This is a genomic window from Flavobacterium sp. PS2, assembly GCF_046250155.1.
In the GTDB taxonomy this organism is placed as follows: Bacteria; Bacteroidota; Bacteroidia; order Flavobacteriales; family Flavobacteriaceae; genus Flavobacterium.
This window is the reverse complement of the sequence record NZ_CP176426.1, coordinates 2,395,417-2,413,253: the sequence shown is the minus strand read 5'-3', so window position 1 is coordinate 2,413,253 and position 17,837 is coordinate 2,395,417. Positions and strand designations below refer to the sequence as shown.

Below are 17,837 nucleotides of genomic sequence, written 5' to 3'. Positions count from 1 at the left end.
ACATTTTGGAATGGTGTTTGCTAATGATTTTAGAACATTAAAATTTTAATACCATGAGAATTGCACAAAAACTAGGCATCATTATTTGCCTTTTTATTACAACACAATCTTTTTACGCACAACAAATTGCAACCAGTCTTACTCAGGAAATGCTCTTGAAAAAAGAGAAAGATGACGCGAAGAAAACATTAGAAAATCAGAAAGAATTACAAAAAAGACAAGATCAATTAAAGCAAGATCAAAAAAAAGCCGAGAAGCGTCAGAAAAAAATAGAAGACGCTCAAAATAAAATTGAAAAAACTAAAAAAGAAATTAAGAAAACGGAAGACAAAAATCTGAAAATTCAGAATGAAATTAATGCTAACAAACTACCTGAAAACAAGATTCACCAAAAGATGATAAAATCTAAAGAACAGGAACTTGAGATATTAAAACTACAATCTAAGCTTACAGAACAGCAACAAAATCTAACTAAAATTTTAGATTCAAAATAGCTCAAAACAAATAAAAAAAAGAAAACCCTATTCAGCCGAATAGGGTTTTTTATGCTTTAAGAAAAATTAAAAAGTTAATTCAAACTTGCTTTGTACATACGTAGTTCATCCCAAGTAAATTTCTCACCATGCTTCTCTTTCAATCCGTTAAGAGATTCTTCCTGATAAAACTGAAAAGCTTCTTTTAATGCAGCAATTTTATCTGCTGGTAAAACATCATTAACTGAAATTACTTTAGTTTGAATCAGTTTTACCAAATGAGATTCAATGGTTTGCGTTGTCAGTTTACGAATATTAGCAATATCTTTTATAGACATTTTTTCCTGCCACAACTCATACGTTTCTTCAACAGTAGATTTTTTAACCGTTTTTTCTTTCGGTTTTTTAGACGAATAACGTTCCACAGGTTCATCGTCATCCAATAAATCTCCATTTTTACTTTTAAAATTATCTCGAATTGTCGTCGTTTTCTTCGACTTGTAACTTTTGATCTCTGGCGACGTTAATTTCTCTTTAGAGATAGTTTCTCCGGCAACAACCGTTTCTATCAATAATCGAGCTTTCATTAGGCGTAAAACGGCTTTAGTTTGCAGCTCTTCTAACAAAACTAATTCATCGTAAAAAGCCTTCGCTTTTTTTACACGCTGAATTTCTTCCATTTTGTATAAAAGTTCATAAACCAATTCGTCCATTGGTTTCATAAAGTAGCCGTAAGCAGCTTCTATTCTTTCAGAAACATGAATTAAATCAACCGTTTCATTATTAAAAATTCTATTAAGCTGAACAATGAATTTTATAGCTGGATCTACAAGCGATTCTATAATCAAAGTTTGCTTTTTTGCCCATAACGCGTGCTTTGCTTTTTCTGAACTTTCAGACTTATCGTTGTAACTGTATTGATGATTGCGCCATTCTTGAGCCAGATTAGCCCAATCAAAACTGTTAGCCAAATACTTATGGATAAAATTCTTGGTCTCAAAATGCAATGAGTTCTTCAATAATTCCTCCGAAGCTTTGTTCAAAGCATAATCCATTACATCCTGATCGTTAGAAATACCATTCATACGCAACGGAGAAAGCAAAATAAGCCCATTTAAAGAACGTAAACGTGATAATGCTACATATGCTTGTCCAGGAAGAAAAACTTGCGATACATCGAGCGCAGCTTTGTCAAAAGTTAAACCTTGGCTTTTATGCACCGTAATTGCCCAGGCAAGCTTGATAGGATATTGTACAAAAGTTCCCAAAACCTCCTCCTCTATTTCCTGGGTCATTTCATCGACTTTGTATCGAATATTCTGCCATTCGTATTTCTCAACTTCGATGGTTTTATTCTCTTCAGGAAAATGAACCATGATTTCCTGGCTCGAAAGCGATTTAATCACACCCATTTTTCCGTTAAAATAATTTTTATCAAAAGACATATCATTCTTCACAAACATGATCTGAGCACCAACCTTAAGCTGAAGATTTGGATCAAGCGGATATATTTTTTCAGGAAAATCTCCTACGATATCAGGAAAATAATTATTCATTTTTCCTTTTAAATCATTGATTGCCTGATTATTAATTGTATCAGCCTTAGCATTATGCGTTGTAAGGGTAATGTACCCTGGGTTATTTTTTAAGTCAAAATCAGGTTGAACATACTGGTTTAAACTCTGAATATCTTGTGGTGTAATTTGATTATTTCGCAGATTATTTAATACCGAAATAAACGAATCATCGGTTTGACGGAAAATTTTAGATAATTCAATATACAAAGGCGGATTTTGCTGAATTACATGCGAATGAAAAAAGAATTTTCCGCGGTAATATGTTCTCAAAGTTCGCCATTCTTCATCACGAATTACTGGGGGCAATTGCAATAAATCACCAATAAATAATACCTGAACACCACCAAAAGGTTGGCTGTTTTTACGAACCGTTTGCATCATAAAATCCATAGCATCAAGCAAATCCGCACGCAACATACTGACTTCATCAATAACTAAAAGCTCCATGTTGCGGATAACCGAACGCTTAACATTATTCATTTTAAAATGCCTGCGCAAAGTAGCTTTCGTTTCAAACTTGGTAGTTTCCGAGAATTGTGGTGAAGAATTATCCGGAATAAACCCTGCAAATGGCAACTGAAACATCGAATGTATCGTAACACCACCAGCGTTAAGCGCAGCAATTCCCGTAGGTGCCACAACTACAGTGTTTTTGTGTGTTGTTTCGATAATTTCACGCAACAATGTGGTTTTACCAGTTCCGGCTTTTCCTGTAAGAAAAATGGAACGTTGTGTTTGGTTAATAAACTGTAGCGTGTATGAAGCTGCTTCGGAAATATTTTGCATTAGGCTTGTATTTTAGAAAAGAAAAAACTCGAAATTCTGATAAGAAATTCTTTTTGCAAAAGTAGAAGAACATATCGAGTTAAAAACCTAATTGTAGATATTTTATAATAAAAAAAGCCTATATCATTTCGGATATAGGCTTCAAAAATAGTTTCTTTATTTGTATTATTTTTTAGCTGTCGTTGTATCTTTTGCTTTAGCATCAGTTTTAGTATCTAGCTTTGTTCCAGCTTTGTAATTGTCATTCAAAGCTTTAACGATATCTTTTGTAATATCATATTTGTCTTCAGCATATAAAATTGATGCTGCATCACCTGTACCGTAAATGTAAGAGTACCCTTTTTCTTTACCGTAATTTTTGATGAATTTTTTAACTCCAGTAACCAAAGAATCCATTTCGGCACCGCTTTCTTGTTGCAATTGTTGAGCAAGTGCTTGTTGCGCATACCCCAATTGTTGTTCTCTTTTTTGTAACTCAGCACCTCTTTGTTGTGCCCATGCTTGACCATTGGCTTGAGCCTGGCTTTGAAAATTAGCAGCATCTTGTTTAAAACGAGTAATCTCGGCTTGAAGCTGTCTCCCTTTTTCCTCTGCTTGTGCTTTGTATTTAGCTTCAAGGTCTTTTGCTTCTGTGTACTCTTTCATTAAAACTGAAGTGTCAACGTAAGCTGTTTTTACTTCTTTAACTTCTGCTGTTTTGTTACAAGCAACAACTGAAATTGAAAGTGCGATAATTACTAATGCTTTTTTCATTTTGTTAATTTCTATTTTTTTTAAAGTATGAAAGACAAAAATATAAAAAAATCAATAGCACCGACATAAAGTTTAAAAAATGCACGATTTTTCTAGTATCAATTTTTGTTATCAAACCCCTGTTTTATATAATTTACTGCTATTAATATTGGATTTAATAGCTGCTTTTTAAGGCGCTTTCTCAAAAGAGGAATACAAACGCTCGTTTATCACCAAAAGCGTGTCTTAAAGCAGCTAAAAACGCTTTTTACTTGTTTTTTAGGACGTAAATGTGCGATGAATATTCTAAAGTTCGTTTTGCTTTCCAATTTGACTTTAAACCAATAAAAAATGCAGATAGATAATTCATTTTTCCAGTTTTGTATTTTTCCGAAAGTAAGCTCACATAAAACGAATCAAATTTCATTGGGAGGATTTTTTCCAGGCGCATATCTACTTTTTCAAAAAGGGACTGAATCGCTTTTTTTGAGAAATGCCAAAAATGAATTGGCACATCATAAGCTGCCCAAAAAGTTTTATAATGATTTGCATCGAAAGATTTAAAATTTGGAACTGCTACAATTAACGTTCCAGTTGGTTTTAATAATCGCTTCAATTCCTGAATTTGTAATTCTAAATTTGGGACGTGTTCCAAAACATGCCACATCGTAATTACGTCAAAAGAATTATTCTCGAGGTCAGCAATTTTTTCTACAAAAGAAATCCCTTTTTTTATTGCGATAGATTTTGCTCTGTCGCTCGGTTCAACTCCAACAGTTTCCCAACCGTTATCTTTTGCCGTTAATAAAAAATCTCCTGTTCCGGCTCCGATATCCAAAATTCTTCCTTTTTGTGGATTTTCAGAATTAATTAAATTCAGCTTATTTTTTAAAGCTATATTTTTCACAATGTGATATGCTTTTTCAAATAACGAACGTTTGTTATCTGTGTGCGAAATATAATCTTCGCTTTCATAATATTTCCCCAGATTATTTTCATCGGGTTGTGGAGATGTGATTAGCATGTCCAAAGTTTCATCATAATACAATTCAAAAGTTTCTTTAGAAACTGAGTGATCCTTTACAGTAAGAAAATGTTTTTTGTTTAAAACGTCCATTTTATAATTATTGGTATTTTGGTTTAATTTTACGCCAAACCCAAAAAACTGAAAATTTCGTTTTTTGGGTTTCTTGTTCTTAATATTTTATTTTTCTCTTTTACGATTCCAATTTATTTTTACAGCCGATATTTTTTCGTTTTCAATTCTTGTTTCTGTACAAATAGTAAATCCATTTTTCACATAAAAAAACAATGGCGATTTATACGGCGCTGCATTCTTTTTAATTTCATTTTCGTGGTCTATAACCCAACCATTCAAATTATTCTTATTCTTTTTTAATTCTTCTATTAACAACGAACCTTTTCCTGTTCCCTGAATTTGACTGCAGATAATAATTGCAAACCAATCTTCATCATCTCGCAAAAAAGCAAACGCCCAGCCTTTGATTCTATTCTCATCATTAATTAAAAAATGATGTTTTACATCAGACAAGCTATTTAAATACAAATCAAAATCATGAATTGTTTCATGATTTAAATTCTTTGGATATTCATTGTTCCAAAGTTGCAATAAGCTTTCTTTCTGTTCTAATGATAAAACTTCTTCGTGAACAATCTTCATAATCTAAAAAATTAAAAACTTAATACATTCAATAAAATCAAGACTTCACAAAGTAGTTTCACGTGGAACAGTTTAATTTTAGATTTCTGATATCATATTTTAGATTGAAGAGCAAAGTCTAGAACTAAAAGAAATACTCATCAAATTCAATGCTTCGCAAAGGAGTTTCACGTGGAACACACAATTTTAAATTTTCTGATATTAGATTACAAAACTAACTCTTAAGCCAAAAATTCACAAGCCTTATTCTATCCTATTCTAATTTCAGAAAACAATTCAGAAAATCAGCTATCAACAATATCTCTGTTCAAATGCTAATCAAGAAAAACTCAAAACAAATATGATACGAAGATATCAATTCAGATCTAAAAATGCATCCATTTGTAAAGTTTCAATCACTTAAAATCTCAAGAATATTCAAAACAAATATTCTCTATTTAAACTTTAGAAACAATTCTAAAAACCCTTTCATAATGCATCTTCCATTATATTTCTTTAAGACAATTCGAAAAGCTAACATTCGGCAAATGTATAAAATCAGATTAAAGAAATCATTTTTAATTTAAAACATAAATTATTTATCAAATCTAAGAATAAACAATACAGACTCTTGTCTGGTTTAATTTCAGAAAACAAACAACATATAACCACTGTGCAATACAATCTTCATTCAACCGCGATGATTTGGGCAATACCATTAAGTTAACCTATTTAGAAATCAGCATTAATCTTATAAAGATGTAAAACGCAAAACTTAAACTCAATCATGTCTTTTCGACAAACGACACCCGAGCGATAGCGAATAGGCGAAGCTAATCTTAGTGACTAACTCTAAAAAGCTAGGACTCTCGTTGCGGAGTTTCTTGTAGAGATTTACTACGTCTCTTCGCTATCGCTCGGGTCTCCTTCATCGAAATAACAAATAGTGTGTATAATTGACGTTTATAAAAATTTGTGCCTTTACGATAAATTTATCCGATACAGTATTATAGATTTTCCTTAACTTAATAACATTAGGCTTCGGGACTGAAAAACAAAATTTCGAAACAAAAATTGCTCGAAACTATTAATTCATATTAAAAACTCGTTCAAAATTCAAAAACTCAATACTAACCAAATTAAAGAATACACAAAGTAGTTTCGTGTTTGAATAAATTTCAGATTAAAATTAAGTAGAATTACACCGCAATTCATATTACTTTTTAAACAATTTCATAAAAACAATTCAAAAAATAAACAATTGCAACAATGTATCAATTCAGGTAGAACAATACATTTTGATTTAAATTTTCAATATTTAATCAAAACTACGAATTCACAAACCCGCTACTCACCTACTTTAATTTCTGATTAACGAATACAATAAATAATATAGAAATCAAATTCAGTTACAAAGACAATAATAATCAAAACGAATTCTCATCTACTCAAATTACAATTCCGAACTGGCGTATCATATTACATTGTTCTTTTAATTAATCTTTTTCACTAAATTCTAACGTTTTTGAAATAAAGGAAGAAAACTTTAAATTTTAGATTAATTAGTAAATCTAAAAAACTCAACAAAACCAATGTTTGACGAAGTAGTTTCACGTGGAACATTTTATTTTAGATTAACAATTTTGGATTTCAGATTACAGTAACAAAACATTTATAAAACTCAAACCAGAAGATTAAAGATAGATTACAGAACTATACCTTGAACTAAAAAGGATACGGATCAAATACAACAATCAACAAATTATTTCATATTGTATTAATTTCAGAATAATCCATAAACAGAAAAACCCCAACAAAGTCGGGGTTTAACAAAGTAGTTTCACGTGGAACATATTATTTTTAGATTCTAGCTTTTATAAATTTAAGCGCTACAATCTGAAGTCTTGCAATTATTATCTTCCCATGTAAATAAGTAAAACAGAGATATCACTTGGTGAAACTCCGCTTACTCTTGATGCTTGAGAAATTGTAACAGGACGAATCTTGCTCAGTTTCTGCTTCGCCTCTATCGACATTGATTTGATTTTGTTATAATCGAAATTCTCAGGGATTTTCACTTCTTCTAATCTCGTAAGCTTATCAGCATTATTTCTTTCTTTCTCGATATAACCTGAATACTTAACCTGGATTTCGGCTTGTTCAAGAATCTCTTGATCTAAGTCGTTTTCATTAATATATTCTTTAACCTTATCAAATTTTAAAATATCCTCTAATTCTATTTGCGGACGAGAGAAAACTTTAAACATTTTATCTCCTTGAGAAATCAAAGCCGTTCCTTTTGATTCTAAAATAGGATTTGCTTCTGCAACAGAAACACTCGTTTCTTTGAAGAAAGCAACCATTTTCTCAGACTCATTCAGTTTATGCTCCATTCTGCGTAAACGTTTCTCTGAAGCTAAACCTATTTCATACGACATTGGCGTTAATCTGAAATCGGCATTATCCTGACGCAACAATGTTCTATACTCGGCGCGAGATGTAAACATACGATAAGGTTCTTCTGTTCCTTTCGTAATAAGGTCATCAATTAAAACACCAATATACGCTTCGTCGCGTTTTAAAATTAATGGTGCTTTTTCGTGCACTTTTAAATGCGCATTTATTCCAGCCATCAATCCTTGCGAAGCTGCTTCTTCATATCCTGTTGTTCCGTTAATCTGTCCAGCAAAATATAAACCTTCAACTAATTTTGTTTCGAGCGTATGCTTTAATTGCGTTGGCGGAAAGTAATCATATTCGATTGCATAACCAGGACGGAAGAACTTCACGTTCTCAAAACCTACAACTGTACGCAACGCTTTAAACTGAATATCCTCAGGCAAAGAAGTAGAAAATCCGTTTACATAAACCTCACAAGTATTCCAGCCTTCAGGCTCTACAAATAATTGGTGACGCTCTTTATCAGCAAAACGGTTAATCTTATCTTCGATAGATGGACAATATCTCGGCCCAATACTTTTTATTCTTCCGTTGAACATTGGCGAACGATCAAAACCTGATCTCAAAATATCATGCACATCCAAGGATGTGTATGTCATATGACAAGACCTTTGGTGAACCAAAGGCGAAGTAACATCAGAGTATGAAAACTTATCTGGCTTTGCATCTCCCTTTTCTTCGTTCATTTTAGAATAATCCAAAGAACGCCCATCAACTCGTGGAGGCGTTCCCGTTTTCATTCTTCCAGATTCAAAACCTGCTTGAACCAAATCTTCGGTGATTCCGTATGCAGCACTTTCTCCTGCTCTACCTCCACCGAACTGTTTGTCTCCGATATGAATCAAACCGTTCAGGAAAGTTCCGTTTGTCAAGACAACCGATTTAGAACGAATTTCAACTCCGAGCGAAGTTCTGATTCCTTTTATCTTTCCGTTTTCGATTATCAGACCTTTCACCATTTCTTGGTAGAAATCAAGATTTGGAGTTCCCTCCAACATCATTCTCCATTCTTCAGCAAAACGCATTCGGTCACTCTGAACTCTTGGCGACCACATTGCTGGTCCTTTTGACTTGTTCAACATCTTGAATTGAATTGCCGTGCGATCGGAAACAATTCCCGAATATCCACCAAGCGCATCAATCTCACGTACAATTTGTCCTTTTGCAATTCCTCCCATCGCTGGGTTACATGACATCTGTGCGATGTTTTGCAAACTCATTGTTACAAGCAAAGTTTTAGACCCAAGATTCGCGGCCGCTGCCGCGGCCTCTGAGCCGGCATGTCCTGCGCCCACTACAATAACATCGTATTCTTCTAAAAACATTTTTTGATATGGATTTTTTCTGAATGCTTCGCATTCGAAACAACTCAGAAACAAATTAAAATTATTCATGTTCCACGTGGAACACACAAAGTAAAAATTTAAATTACATGTTCCACGTGGAACATGTAATCAAAAAAGAGTTTTATAATTATAGTTCCACGTGGAACATTCCTATTTTCTCTTCTTCTTTAGAGCGCATTAAAGCAGCTTCACTCTCTGACTTATCCTTGTATCCGCAGTAATGCAAGATACCATGAGCCAATACTCGCTTCAACTCATTCTCAAACGGAACATTAAAATCAAGAGCATTGTCACGAACTCGTTCTACAGAAACAAAAATATCTCCGTTTAGTTCGTTACCTACAGTATAATCAAAACTAATAATATCTGTAAGTGTGTCGTGGTTTAGATACTCTACATTTATCTTATGAAGATATTCATCGTCGCAAAATATATAACTTATCTCTCCTTCTTTTTTATTCTCTGAAAGAATCACAGCCGATAGCCATTCTTCAAACGCTTCTTCATTATTTAAAACGAAGTCTGTTTCGTAATTAAAATTGATCATTTTGTATTAAAGTATTCTTGAACCTTTTGATTAAAATTCGAGCGCAAAGGTAATGATTGTCTATTTAAAATCTCTATGCTATTTAAATAATCTGATAAGGGCGTTGGCAACGCATTCGATTGATTATTAAATTCTTTCCTATTTGTTTCCGATTGTCGCTTGTTCTCTTGACCTTGTTCCTGAACAGCATTATTTAGCTTTAATAATTCTTGTTGAATATTTAAAATACGCTGCATATTTTCGTTCTTAAATCCTTTATTGAGAAGTTGCTTTTCTAGTTGCTTCATTTGTTCCAAAGTCTTTTGACCATTTGGTCCTAGTCCTTGTTTCTCTAATTCGTTTTGTAAAGCTTCTCTAAGGCGAACTTGTTCTTTATAGATTTCCATTATCTCTTGAGCATTACCTTCGCCATCATCTCCATTGTCTCCAGATGTACCTTTCCCACCTGACTTAGGATCCTTGCCATCTTTACCATCTTTTCCTTTACCAGGCTCCTGCCCTTTCTCCATTCCTTCTTTCATTTTCTTTCCTAAACCTACTTGCTTCTTCATGATATCTGGCAACTGCATTCCTTCTCCTTGACCCGGTTTAGGTTTTCCTGAACTAGGACTAGACATTGACATTTGCATATTGCTTAATAAATCACTCAGGAAATCTGCTAGTTTATTAGCTGATGAAACTGCGTATTGCTGGTGAGAAACTCCTTTAGGAATCTGAACATCGGTTAACATTTCAAGAGCTTTGTCCATATTGTATTGTACGTTTCCAATTTCTTTAGTAACATCTTCTGCTACTTTTGGGTTACGTAAAGACAATGCAAACAAGCTATCATCGATGTGCTTAAACTGTAACTTTAAATTTTGCTGTATCTTTATGTTCTTGTTAAATACAGATGATCCTAACTTAAGCGATTTAAACTGTAACATAACTGCTTCTTCTGATAATGAAAAAGCAAGAAGGTTATCAAGAATCTGACGCAACATTTTTACATCCTCTTCTAGTTGTTCCTGTTCAGAACCCTCCATACCTTCTTCCATTTTTTTAGCCATTTCTTTCATTTTCTTGGCTGCATTCTTTTGCTTTGGCTTGGCTCCAGCACTATTGTTTTTCTTTAATTCTTCAGATGCTTTCTTTAATTCATTATCGATATCTTTCTCTTTATTTGCATCAGCAGGAATTTCCATAGGTGCTTTTAAAGATTTATTTTCTTCTTTTAAATCCTTTAAATCTTCCTGAAGTTTATCAAATGTCTTATTGATTTCATCTTGCTTATCGGCAGTGTTTTCTTTTTCTTTATTAGAAAGTTGCTCTTGTTTATCGGCAAGTTTATCAAGTTTATCTTTTAATTGTTCAGCCTTTTTAGACACATAAAATCTCTTAGTAAGCTCTACCAATTGCTCTAAATTTCTGGATTGATTCTTAGAAATTTGTTTGAACTTATCAATCTTATCAAACAATTCATCACTCTTAATTTTATCATTTAGCTCTTTAAGTTCATCCAATAGCTTTTGGTTTTTCTCTAAATCCTTATCTGCTTTATCCAAACGTTTTTGTAAATCTTCGATTGTTTGGTCTTTCTTTTCTGTCTTAAATTTGTCAAGATTCTGGTTCATCTTCTCTGCAAATTCCTTCATCATTTGATCTTGTTGTTTCTGACGTTTGACAAAATCGTTTACTTTTTGTTGGTCTTTAAATTCTAAATTATTCTTTTCTTTTCCTAGATTTTGAAGTTTTTCTAATTCAGAAAATTGCTTATCCTGACTTTTTAATGATTTAGATAAAGCATTAATATTACTATTTTGCATCTCTAAATCTTGTTCATGCAATTCATCTGTAGTAGCAACTCTATCTGAGAATACTGATGACTTTGCACTCTTGAAATTATGTGGTGCATCGTTATCAAAAACTTCAAAATAATATTCATAAGATACTCCTTGCTCAACAGGAAGATTACTTGGGAATGAGAAAACAAACTGATCGAATACATTGTTCTTAACTGCAATTGTTCCACGTTTGGCAGTGTTAGGTTTATTACGCTCGTAGTATACAATTTGCAATTTTGACAAACCATAATCATCAGACAATTGTCCTAGCATATAGTCTTTACCTAGCTTTAAACTATCCGGAGCAACGCTCACATTAATAGTTGGGAACTGATCTTTGATAACTGAGAGCTGATAATTAAGCTTTTCGTAATTTTTAACCTTGTTATTTGATGTAAGAATTTGATATTCTGTGTTTTGAGTTACATTTTTTGATAAAACAAAGCTATCATCTGCTTTAGTAAAAGGAATAGATGTAGTACCTTCTTTCCAATCTACGCTTTGAGTAGATTTAGTATTCATTTTCCAAGTTACTCGAGTACCTTCTGGCAAAATAGCATTACCAGTTCCGCTAATGGTTTCACTTTTCTTATTAAGATAAGATGGAAAATTTAACTGCATTTCGAAGTTTACAATAGATGGAACTGTGATAACTTTTAATTCATATGATGGAGAAGTAACAAGATTACCTTCTACATAAAACTCAACATTAGTATTTGGTTTTTCAATCTTAAATTCAAATACTCCAGGTTTGGTTGATTCCATAAAGTAACTTTCATTTCCTATATGAATCATAACATTCTCAGGAATCACTTTCCCTTCTGATTGTACCTGAAGAATAAAATCTTTGTTCTGTTCTGTTTGTAAATTAGAATTTAGAACAACAAATTTAAAAGGTGCTGGTGGTAAAAAAGCAGCATTAAAGTGCACTACTCTATTTAAACTTTGAGAAAGAATACTACTGTTTCCAGAAATATAAAAAACCAAAAAGAACAAAATTGGTATTAAAGCTAATGGTAAATATTTCTTATTTGAATTAAAATTAATAGCATTACTAAACGGAATCGGTTGGAGCGAATTTGCTTTTTGTTCTATTGAAGCCAACATTAATTCTGACTTTTCGATATCATTATCTGTAGCCGAAAGTTGCAAAAAGTTAGTCAGTTTATCATTTACTTCAGTAAAATGATTTCCTATAATTGCCGAAGCCTGATTGTAATCAATCCCTTTTTGAAGTTTGAATAATTTAAAAAGCGGAAACATAATAAAACGAAACAGTAAAAATACTTCCACGCATACAAAAGCACAGAACAAAAGTGTTCTTCCTACTGGCTTTAACCAAAGAAAATATTCGATGAAAATCGTAAATAAAAAATACAACAATCCAAAACCAGTGAAAAGAAGTAAACCTCTAATCAACTCATTGGTATAATATTTCTTGATAAAAGCTTCTAACTTTTGATATATAAATGGAACTGTTTTCACAATGGTATTCTGTTTTGCTTATAACCTATAAAAGTAACAATTATACTAATTGAAATTCCAAAAAATAAATTCCAAATTCCAATTATAGAGTTGGAATTTGGAATTAAAAAAATTGGAATTTAAGTAAAGTCGTATCTTTGCATCAAAATTTAAACAAATGTCAAAGCAAGTTCGTGTGCGTTTTGCACCAAGTCCGACTGGACCATTACATATTGGTGGTGTTCGTACTGCCCTATTTAATTATTTATTTGCAAAAAAACATAACGGTGTTTTTTATCTTAGAATTGAAGATACTGATCAGACCCGTTTTGTTCCTGGTGCCGAAGCTTATATTATGGAAGCTCTCGAATGGTTAGGAATTGCTCCAGATGAAACTGTTGGAAAAAATGAAAAATTTGGACCATACAGACAAAGTGATCGTAAAGATTTATACCAACAATATGCTGATCAATTGATCAATTCGGGTTGGGCTTACTATGCATTTGATACTCCAGAATCATTAGATGCTCATAGAAAACAACATGAAGCTGAAGGAAAAACATTTATATACAATCATCATAACCGCGAAAAACTAGATACTTCTCTAGTAATTTCTGCAGAAGAAACTGCTAAGAGAATTGCAAATGGAGAACATTATGTAATCCGTTTTAAAACTCCGGTTAACGAGACATTGCATTTACAAGATATTATTCGTGGTGAAGTTAAGTTTGAAACTAACCTTTTAGATGATAAAGTTTTATTTAAAAGTGATGGTATGCCTACTTACCATTTAGCAAATATTGTTGATGATCATTTGATGGAAACATCTCATGTAATTCGTGGTGAAGAATGGTTACCATCTATGCCTCTACACGTTTTATTATACAGAGCTTTTGGTTGGGATGCTCCAGAGTTTGCTCATTTACCATTAATCCTGAAACCAATTGGTAACGGAAAATTATCTAAAAGAGATGGTGATAAACTTGGTTTCCCAGTATTCCCATTAGAATGGAAAACAGAAGAAGGCATTTCATCTGGTTACAGAGAGAAAGGATTTTTCCCAGAAGCTGTTATAAACTTCCTAGCTTTATTAGGTTGGAATGATGGAACTGACAAAGAAATATTTTCATTAGATGAATTAGTAGAAGCTTTTGATTTGAACAGAGTTCATAAATCGGGTGCTAAATTTGATCCAGACAAAAACAAATGGTTCAATCACCAACATTTGATAAAACAAAGTAATGAAGATTTAGCCAAAGACTTCACTCCTATTTTATTTGAAAAAGGTATTGATGTTTCAAAAGTAGATCTTGTTAGAATAGTTTCTTTGATAAAAGAACGTGCTCATTTTGTTTCTGAATTTTGGGAACTAAGTGATTTCTTTTTCCAGTCTCCTACATCTTATGATGAAAAAGCAAGTAAAAATTGGAAAGAAGAAACTCCTGCTTTAATGCAAGAACTTACATCTGTTCTGGAAAATATTGAAGATTTTACATCTATAAATATTGAAACTATAGTAAAAGATTGGATGACGAAAAATGAAATTGGAATGGGTAAAGTTATGCAACCTTTCCGATTAAGTTTAGTTGGAGCATTAAAAGGTCCTCACCTATTTGACATTGTTGAAATCATAGGAAAAGAAGAAACAATCTCAAGAATACAGAAAGCAATTGTAGCTTTGTAAAAACAAAAAATCTAATAAATATAAAAGCGTTAAGAACACCTGAAGTTGGTATTCTTAACGCTTTTTCATTTTAATAAAAACATAACGCATTAAAATGGAAGAAATTTCGTAATTTGACCATTAATATTTAAACTAAATTTATCTGTTATGAACATTCCAATTATTCTTCTTTTAGTCTTCGGATTATTTATTTTCCTTTCTTCATTCTTTACAGTAAAACAACAAACATCTGTAATTATAGAACGTTTTGGAAAATTTCTTAGTGTAAGAACTTCCGGTTTACAATTAAAAATACCAATGATCGATAGAATTGCCGGACGTGTAAATCTTAAAATTCAACAGCTTGATGTTATCATTGAAACGAAAACTAAAGACAATGTTTTTGTGAAACTAAAAGTATCTGTTCAATTTATGGTTATCAAAGAAACTGTTTATGATGCTTTCTATAAATTAGAATATCCTCACGATCAAATCACATCTTATGTATTTGATGTTGTTCGTGCCGAAGTTCCAAAATTAAAACTTGATGATGTTTTTGAAAGAAAAGATGATATCGCTATTGCTGTAAAAAGAGAATTAAATGAAGCAATGACTACTTATGGGTACACAATTATCAATACTTTGGTTACTGATATTGATCCAGATATTCAGGTTAAAAATGCAATGAACAGAATTAATGCTGCTGATAGAGAAAAAACTGTTGCAGAATTTGAAGCTGAAGCATCTAGAATTAGAATTGTTGCTAAAGCAAAAGCTGAAGCAGAAAGTAAGAGATTACAAGGTCAAGGTATTGCAGATCAAAGAAGAGAAATTGCAAGAGGTCTTGTAGAAAGTGTTGACGTTTTAAATAAAGTTGGAATTAATTCTCAGGAAGCTTCAGCATTAATTGTTGTTACTCAACATTATGATACGTTACAAGCTATTGGTGCAGATGCAAATTCTAACTTGATTTTGTTACCAAATTCACCACAGGCAGGAAGCGATATGCTAAATAACATGGTTGCTTCTTTTAGTGCATCTAACCAGGTTGGCGAAATGATGAAGAAAACGAATAAAAAGGTTAAACCTAAAGCTGAAATAAACCAAGATTATCAAGCTCCAGAAACTCCGGAAGCAATAGAATAATCAGAATTTATAAAATAAAAAAGAGGCTTAATTGCCTCTTTTTTTGTTCATAAACCAAGCTATCAAATAAGGGATAGCGGCTTGTATAATTTTTATATAAGAATTAGAAAGCATGTCTTTATAAGAACCCAAGAATCCATTTACTATATTTTTTGGTTCTAATGATTCTTTAGTTTTTTGAACACTAAGAACAAGCTTTTGATAATTGATTTGTTTTTCTAATTTAAGAATTTCCAATTCTCGTTCAATTTCAGCGTATGATGAGTATTTTTTAGTTTCCATAATTTAGTCGTTAAAAAAGATTTCTGAAAATTTTGACAAGATTGGTCCTTCTACCATTTTATCTCTTATAAAGAAAATAAGTATTGTAGCTATAAGATACAACCCTCCTACTATAAGAAAACCAAAAGTATAACTTCCTAAAGCGGCACTAATGGCAAATGCAGCAGCAACAGATCCAAATAACATAACCATACTGAAACCCAATAAGATTAAAATAAATTTGAATATTACTGTTGTAGATTTCATTGCTACTTTAAAACCCCACAACTTATAATAAGCCAGGTGACTATCAACATAAGCTTTCGCTTGATCCTGAATATTTTCGGTATGTTCTTTTAATTCTTCAAAAGCCATAATAACTATTTTAGTGATATTGATAAAAATACAAAGTACACAATGAAACCAATGTATTGTGATTCTTAAAATTAATTAATTTTTTTGAAACAATAACAATTAAAGTTCAATGTGTACTTTGCTTATGCCTTAAAACAGGCTATTTATTTTTGCAACTTAGCGTTTTGAGTTTTCAAATCGGCCAATTTAGTTTCTAAAAATGAAATTACTTCTTCTGTTTTGTAGCTCATATTAGAAAGTAGATTTTCGTAAGTTCCATCTAAATCTTCTTTTGCATTCAAAAACTTGTCACGTAATCCTTCAGTAGAATGTTCTAATTTATGTTTTAAATTATGTTTTGCATCATCGATTCCGTGTTTAATACGTCCTCTGGTTTTTGAACCTTTATCTGGTGCAAACAAAATTCCAATTCCTGCTCCAATCGCTGCACCTGTAAGAAGTGCTAATATTGTGTTTCCTGTGTTGTTTGACATAACTATAATTTTTAAAAGTTAATACTAAAGATAATCTTTTTTTTACAAATAAAATTCTAGGGAATAATGTTTAATATAATTTTAATATACATAAGCAACTGCTTGGTACTTACCATCTGGTTTTTCGACAATTGCCACAAACGGATATCCATTATCTGCAGACTTAGTTTTGATACGTCTTTCTGTTTGTTCCTTTAATGCTAAAGGAGACTCCCCTTTTGTTTTTGTGGATAACCCTGAAAAAGTTTCAACTTCTTTTAGTCCAATAGTTTGGCTAGGTTTTAAAACTTTAACCGAACTATAATCCTTTTTATCAGATACTGTAATTTTTGGAGAAATAGATTCTGATTTAGAACTTGCTTTTTCATTAAGAGAAGAAACCGCATATTTACTAATAGTAAATTGTTCTGAACTTCCGTTTAATGAATAGTAAAGAAGATCATTATCTTGTTTTATATAGTTAACATCTAATTGTTCTCCGTTATGTTTGATTATTTGATGCGTTTGCGAAAAAGCAAAACTCGTAAATAATATTCCTAGTATTAAAAATTTGATTTTCATAAATACTGCTATTAAGTTTATAATATAAAATTAAGCCTCAATAAAGTATATCATAAAAAATGAAATAAACAATTTTGAAAATAATCAAAAAATCAATTTAGGCGATTTTGGTAATCATGAAATAAAATTGAAAAACACTTTAAATAAAAAAATATTATCAAAACTAAATCACAATCTAAATACGAACGATAAATTAATTTTAAGAATTTCATCTAAAACTATTCAAAAACTAGAATTTGCATTAAGATCAAATTCTGAAGTTTGAAAAATAATTTTGTAATCATAGCCCACTCCATTTTTATTTTAAAATGAATAAATTCATTTTCTAAAAATTTACTTATTTGGCTTTTTATAAAAATAACACTTTCACGGACATTTTTGTGTTAACAACCCGTTAAACCATCTTAATTTTGACGAAAAATTAAAATAAAGCTCGTCATTCAATCTTTTTCAGGAAACCAATATTAGAGTTATCCAATTTCTAAAAACG

The 17,837-nt window shown here is 31.7% G+C and carries 14 protein-coding genes; 3 read left to right on the top strand and 11 right to left on the bottom strand.

The window, feature by feature from the left end; genetic code table 11:
• Positions 1-53 precede the first annotated feature (53 nt).
• Complete coding sequence (locus ACJ6WR_RS10420; protein WP_409417753.1) at positions 54-494, top strand: hypothetical protein; 441 nt, start codon at positions 54-56, stop codon at positions 492-494.
• A 74-nt stretch (positions 495-568) separates the two neighbouring features.
• Here the strand turns inward: ACJ6WR_RS10420 and ACJ6WR_RS10415 are convergent, their stop codons facing one another.
• The 7 genes from ACJ6WR_RS10415 to ACJ6WR_RS10385 all read right to left on the bottom strand — a co-directional run bounded on the left by ACJ6WR_RS10415 (position 569) and on the right by ACJ6WR_RS10385 (position 12,889).
• Entirely contained in the window at positions 569-2,836 is a 2,268-nt protein-coding gene (locus ACJ6WR_RS10415) for a helix-turn-helix domain-containing protein (RefSeq protein WP_409417752.1), read from the bottom strand.
• Between the two features lie 165 nt (positions 2,837-3,001).
• The gene (locus tag ACJ6WR_RS10410; protein WP_039113278.1) at positions 3,002-3,589 is read right to left on the bottom strand and encodes an OmpH family outer membrane protein; all 588 of its coding nucleotides are present in this window, start codon (positions 3,587-3,589) and stop codon (positions 3,002-3,004) included.
• A gap of 247 nt (positions 3,590-3,836) precedes the next feature.
• A complete protein-coding gene (locus tag ACJ6WR_RS10405) occupies positions 3,837-4,685 on the bottom strand; it encodes a class I SAM-dependent methyltransferase (protein WP_039113279.1) in 849 nt (282 codons plus the stop codon).
• Between the two features lie 87 nt (positions 4,686-4,772).
• Positions 4,773-5,249: a GNAT family N-acetyltransferase gene (locus ACJ6WR_RS10400; protein WP_409417751.1), complete on the bottom strand. Its 477-nt coding sequence runs from the start codon at positions 5,247-5,249 to the stop codon at positions 4,773-4,775.
• A 1,892-nt stretch (positions 5,250-7,141) separates the two neighbouring features.
• Positions 7,142-9,013, bottom strand: a complete 1,872-nt coding sequence (gene mnmG / locus ACJ6WR_RS10395) for a tRNA uridine-5-carboxymethylaminomethyl(34) synthesis enzyme MnmG (protein WP_039113423.1) — start codon at positions 9,011-9,013, stop codon at positions 7,142-7,144.
• Positions 9,014-9,161: 148 nt separating this feature from the next.
• Entirely contained in the window at positions 9,162-9,581 is a 420-nt protein-coding gene (gene ybeY, locus ACJ6WR_RS10390) for an rRNA maturation RNase YbeY (protein ID WP_409417750.1), read from the bottom strand.
• Positions 9,578-12,889: a coiled-coil domain-containing protein gene (locus tag ACJ6WR_RS10385; RefSeq protein WP_409417749.1), complete on the bottom strand. Its 3,312-nt coding sequence runs from the start codon at positions 12,887-12,889 to the stop codon at positions 9,578-9,580. The genes ybeY and ACJ6WR_RS10385 overlap by 4 nt, the downstream gene beginning before the upstream one ends.
• Before the next feature lie 157 nt (positions 12,890-13,046).
• Between ACJ6WR_RS10385 and gltX the strand changes: the two genes are divergently transcribed.
• Positions 13,047-14,552, top strand: coding sequence for a glutamate--tRNA ligase (gltX, locus tag ACJ6WR_RS10380; RefSeq protein WP_409417748.1), 1,506 nt, complete (start codon positions 13,047-13,049; stop codon positions 14,550-14,552).
• 147 nt (positions 14,553-14,699) lie between these two features.
• Positions 14,700-15,677 carry an SPFH domain-containing protein gene (locus ACJ6WR_RS10375; protein ID WP_409417747.1) on the top strand — a complete coding sequence of 326 codons (978 nt, stop codon included), beginning with the start codon at positions 14,700-14,702 and terminating at the stop codon, positions 15,675-15,677.
• A gap of 27 nt (positions 15,678-15,704) precedes the next feature.
• Here the strand turns inward: ACJ6WR_RS10375 and ACJ6WR_RS10370 are convergent, their stop codons facing one another.
• The 4 genes from ACJ6WR_RS10370 to ACJ6WR_RS10355 all read right to left on the bottom strand — a co-directional run bounded on the left by ACJ6WR_RS10370 (position 15,705) and on the right by ACJ6WR_RS10355 (position 17,347).
• On the bottom strand, positions 15,705-15,959 hold the full coding sequence (locus ACJ6WR_RS10370; RefSeq protein WP_039113285.1) for a DUF6327 family protein: 255 nt from the start codon (positions 15,957-15,959) through the stop codon (positions 15,705-15,707).
• A 3-nt stretch (positions 15,960-15,962) separates the two neighbouring features.
• Positions 15,963-16,313 carry a hypothetical protein gene (locus ACJ6WR_RS10365; protein ID WP_039113286.1) on the bottom strand — a complete coding sequence of 117 codons (351 nt, stop codon included), beginning with the start codon at positions 16,311-16,313 and terminating at the stop codon, positions 15,963-15,965.
• A gap of 143 nt (positions 16,314-16,456) precedes the next feature.
• The gene (locus tag ACJ6WR_RS10360) at positions 16,457-16,786 is read right to left on the bottom strand and encodes a YtxH domain-containing protein (protein WP_039113287.1); all 330 of its coding nucleotides are present in this window, start codon (positions 16,784-16,786) and stop codon (positions 16,457-16,459) included.
• An 81-nt stretch (positions 16,787-16,867) separates the two neighbouring features.
• Complete coding sequence (locus tag ACJ6WR_RS10355; protein WP_039113289.1) at positions 16,868-17,347, bottom strand: hypothetical protein; 480 nt, start codon at positions 17,345-17,347, stop codon at positions 16,868-16,870.
• Positions 17,348-17,837 lie beyond the last annotated feature (490 nt).